3 protein-coding genes and 1 pseudogene are annotated in these 3721 nt (G+C 64.4%); 2 read left to right on the forward strand and 2 right to left on the reverse strand.

Annotated elements, in window-relative coordinates; translation table 11 throughout:
- Nucleotides 1-200: 200 nt before the first annotated feature.
- On the forward strand, nucleotides 201-1853 hold the full coding sequence (locus QZY07_RS22280; RefSeq protein WP_295407646.1) for a DUF6399 domain-containing protein: 1653 nt from the start codon (nucleotides 201-203) through the stop codon (nucleotides 1851-1853).
- Between the two features lie 29 nt (nucleotides 1854-1882).
- Here QZY07_RS22280 and QZY07_RS22285 read toward each other — a convergent pair.
- Both QZY07_RS22285 and QZY07_RS22290 read right to left on the reverse strand, forming a co-directional pair.
- Nucleotides 1883-2256 (reverse strand): annotated as a pseudogene (locus tag QZY07_RS22285) (IS3 family transposase); the annotation flags it as partial.
- A gap of 33 nt (nucleotides 2257-2289) precedes the next feature.
- Nucleotides 2290-2502 (reverse strand): hypothetical protein, encoded by a 213-nt coding sequence (locus QZY07_RS22290; protein WP_295407648.1) that lies wholly within the window; start codon nucleotides 2500-2502, stop codon nucleotides 2290-2292.
- Here QZY07_RS22290 and QZY07_RS22295 point away from each other — a divergent pair.
- Complete coding sequence (locus QZY07_RS22295; protein ID WP_295407651.1) at nucleotides 2501-3496, forward strand: Rpn family recombination-promoting nuclease/putative transposase; 996 nt, start codon at nucleotides 2501-2503, stop codon at nucleotides 3494-3496. The two genes, QZY07_RS22290 and QZY07_RS22295, sit on opposite strands and share 2 nt — an antisense overlap.
- Nucleotides 3497-3721: the final 225 nt, after the last annotated feature.

Genomic DNA, 3721 nt, shown 5'->3' on the forward strand with positions numbered 1-3721 from the left:
TCCAGAGCGCGGGCCTTGATCATCGGTTGGTCCAAAACTGAGTATTTCGGTAGGCGATCAAGCGCCCTGAAGGAGTGGCAGGAGCGCCGGGTAGGCGTACCCTTGGAAGTGCAAACTGACCGAGGGGAATGCCGTTGCCCGATGCTCCTGCCGCTGTGGACTCTATTGCAGATCGACGCCCCACGCCAATCCATGATCGCTTGGATCGCGCCAAGCAGCTGCATGCGGTGGCGCAAGCGCAGCAGGATGGGGAGAGTCAACGCGCGGCGCTCACCAGCGCTGGCGTCGCGCGCAGCACACGGCGTCACTGGAACGCGCCCCCTGCGACCCCGGCACCGGCGGCGCTGGCGGCCTTCGTCGAGACGCCCGAGGGTGTGGTCTGGCTGCGCCAGATCCTGGTCGCCGCGCACTGGAGCATCAGCGAGCAGGGCGGCGCGGGCGTGCGCGTGGTCTGCGACTTTCTCGCGCTCAGCGGACGGTCGGCGTTCATTGGTGCCTCCTACGGCACGCAGCAGGCGTTCCACGTCGAACTGGAGGAGCCGATGGTGAGCGGTGCCACCGACCTGCGCGAGGCGCTGGCCCAAGGCATGCCTCATCGCCTGCTGAGTCTCGCCGAAGATGAGACCTGGAAGGACGGCATGCGCTTGGTGAGCATCGATGCGGTCTCGGGCTTCATCCTGCTCGAGCAGACGAGCGATGAGCGCTCGGCGGCGGCCTGGACACAGGCGCTCGAGGGTGGACTCAAGGGGCTGAATGTGACGGTGGTGCAAGGCACCAGTGATGAGGCCAAGGGGTTGTTGGCGCCTGTCGAGCGCGATCTGGGCGCGCATCATTCCACGGATCTGTTTCATCTGCAGCATGAGGTCAGCCAGGCGATGAGCCTCTCGCTGAAGCGCGCTGAGCAGCAGGCTGAGTCCGATGAGGCCAAGGCCAAGGCGTGCTGGCAAGGCGAATGCGCCGCCGAGCAGGCCGATCATCGCCGCCGTCATGGCCCGGGACGCCCACCGGCGTTTGCCGCGCGCATCGATGAGGCGCTGAGCGCCGACGTCCAGACCAGCCTCACCCAGGCGCGCGCCCAGGCGCCGCGCGCTGAGGCGAAAACCCTGATCGGCGCCTTCAGCGAGATCGATCATCCCGATGACCCGCAACAGGGACAGGCGCAAACGCCCGAGCAGCTGCAGAGGCGTCTGGGGACGCTGTTTGCGCGCCTGGAGGCGATCGCCGAAGAGGCGGACCTCTCCGAGCGCCTGTGCGCACATCTGGCCAAGGCGAAGCGACTCACCCACAGCCTGGTGGCCACGTTGGCCTTCTTCTTCATGATGGTCAACACGCGGGTGCAGGCGCTGGACCTGGCACCGGCGATCGAGCAGGCGATGCTCAACGACCGGATCCCGGCGCTCTCTCTGGAGCGCGCCGCCGCGCGCAGCACCCGCGCTGAGCAACGCCATCGGCTGCGGGCACGGAGTGCTCAGCGCCTCGCCCCGCTGCAGCAGCGCTCGCACCCGATCCAGTCGCTCGATCAGGAGACCCGCCGCGACCTCGAGCAGGTCGCCGGTGAGTGTGCCGATCTGTTCCAGCGCAGCCGCTCGTGTGTCGAAGGGCGCAATGGCTTCCTCGCGCTCGATCCGCATGGGCATCATCAACTCCGCCCGCGCAAGCAGCAGGTCTTAACCGCCTTGCACAACTTTGCGATCAAGCGCCCCGATGGCACCACGGCTGCTGAGCGCTTCTTCGCTCAGCCCCACCCATCCTTGTTCGAGCAGGTGCTCGAGCGCATGCCTTGGCCAGCCCGGCCGGCGCAACGACGACCGCGCCCGGCGAGGCAGCCTTACCTCACCCTTGTGGCGGCTTAGCAACAGTGGACCAATCGATGATCAAGGCCAGAGCGCGCGACCCCGGTCAAGGCACATGGCCGGATCACCGCCACTTCACCCTCGCGCTCGATCCACGCGCGACGCGTGCTCACAGGCTCACCCCGGACTTTTTTTTCAACCAGTCCAGTTCCATCTTCAGACGCCCGATCTCGCTGTCGAGGCGTTCCGGGGCGCTCCGATCGTCCGCCGGCTGACGCCCGCGTTTGGTCTCGAACAGCGTGCCGGCTTGTTCCAGGATCGCCTTCTTCCATTGCCCGACTTGCACCGGGTGCACGCCGTGCTCCTGACCAATCTCGTTGACCGTTTTCACCCCACGGATGGCTTCCAATCCGACTTTGGCTTTGAACGCTGCCGCATCGGTCTTGCGCTTTGCTTCACCCATTTCGATCCACCCTTAGTGTGCCGGCTTGACAGCTTAAATGACCGGTGGCAGAAACCTTTGCTCATCCGTCAGCAGTTGTTTGCTGTGGCGCGCCGGGTCGTTCATCACGCCAACGCCTGACCAAAACGCTTTTGCGAAAGCGGGGCGTTGTTTCTTGAGCGGTGCGGAAACGGAGGCGGCATCGACCTTTGCAGAGCGCCAAGACGGCGCTACTGTTACCGCCATCACGACAGCGGAGCCGCGCATGACCAAGCACCACGACACCGGCTACAAGGAGTTGTTCAGCCACCCGGAATTCGTCCAGCAACTGATCGAGGGCTTCGCCCCGCCCGAGATCGCGGCCATGGTGGACTTCTCCACGCTGAAAAATCACAGCGGCAATTACATTACGCCGTTGTTCGAGGAGAAGTTCGAGGACGTCGTCTGGTCGGTCGCGGTGCACTGGCAGGGCCTCACCGCGCGGGTCTTTCTCTATCTGCTGCTGGAGTTTCAGTCCAGGGTCGATCCCGGCATGTCGCTGAGGATGCTGCACTACGTCGCCTGCTTCTACCAGCATCTGCTCAAGACCAAGGTGACCACCCCGGCCCAGGGTCTGCCGCCGATTCTGCCGATCGTGCTCTACAATGGCTCCCAACGCTGGACGGCGCGCGAGGACATCTATGACCAGGTGCGCCCCGAGCCGCCTGTTTTCCTGCGTGCCTACCAGCCGCACCTGCGCTATTACCTCATCGACGAGGGCCGCTACACGCGCGAGCAGCTGGGTGTGATCAATAGCCCCCTGAGCGGCCTCTTCGAGGTCGAGAACGCGGCGGGGGACCGAGCCTGCCTGCAGGCGGCGGTGGATCGGCTGGTGCGCCTTATCCAGGCCGATCCCAACAAGGCGCGGCTGGACTGGCTCATCACCCGCTGGCTCAAGCGCCACCTGCGGCGGCTGGGCGCGGACATCGATCTGAAACAGATTCACTCATTAGTCGAGGATAAAGCCATGTTGGCAGAGAACCTGGAGAGCTGGGCGAAGCGCGAACGCGAGGAGGGACGTCTGGAAGGGCGCCAGGAAGGGCGCCAGGAAGGGCGCCAGGAAGGCGAACAGATCGGGATGCGGAAAGGTCGCCAAGCGGCGGCCCAAGAGACCTCCCGCAACCTCATCAAGCTGGGCGTGCTCAGCGACGGGCAGATTGCCCAGGCTACCGGGCTGACCGTCGAGCAGGTCGAGGCTCTGCGTGCGGCCGCCCAACACTGAGGCGAAAAACCATGAGCGAGACCGGAGGCGAGAAAAGGGATACCTCAGGGACGATACCTCAGCGATACCTCAGGATACCTCAGGGACAGACCACGTTTTCTAGTACAGTGGCGCTCAAATGTTTGTAATGGCACTTAGACCATCAATGGTTTCCCTTGATACGTCCAACGGAACGGTTTGGCCATGGTGGCATTGAAGTAGGCGATGAAGGCCAGCAACTTGGCA

It is taken from the genome of uncultured Thiocystis sp., from assembly GCF_903866365.1.
GTDB lineage: Bacteria > Pseudomonadota > Gammaproteobacteria > Chromatiales > Chromatiaceae > Chromatium.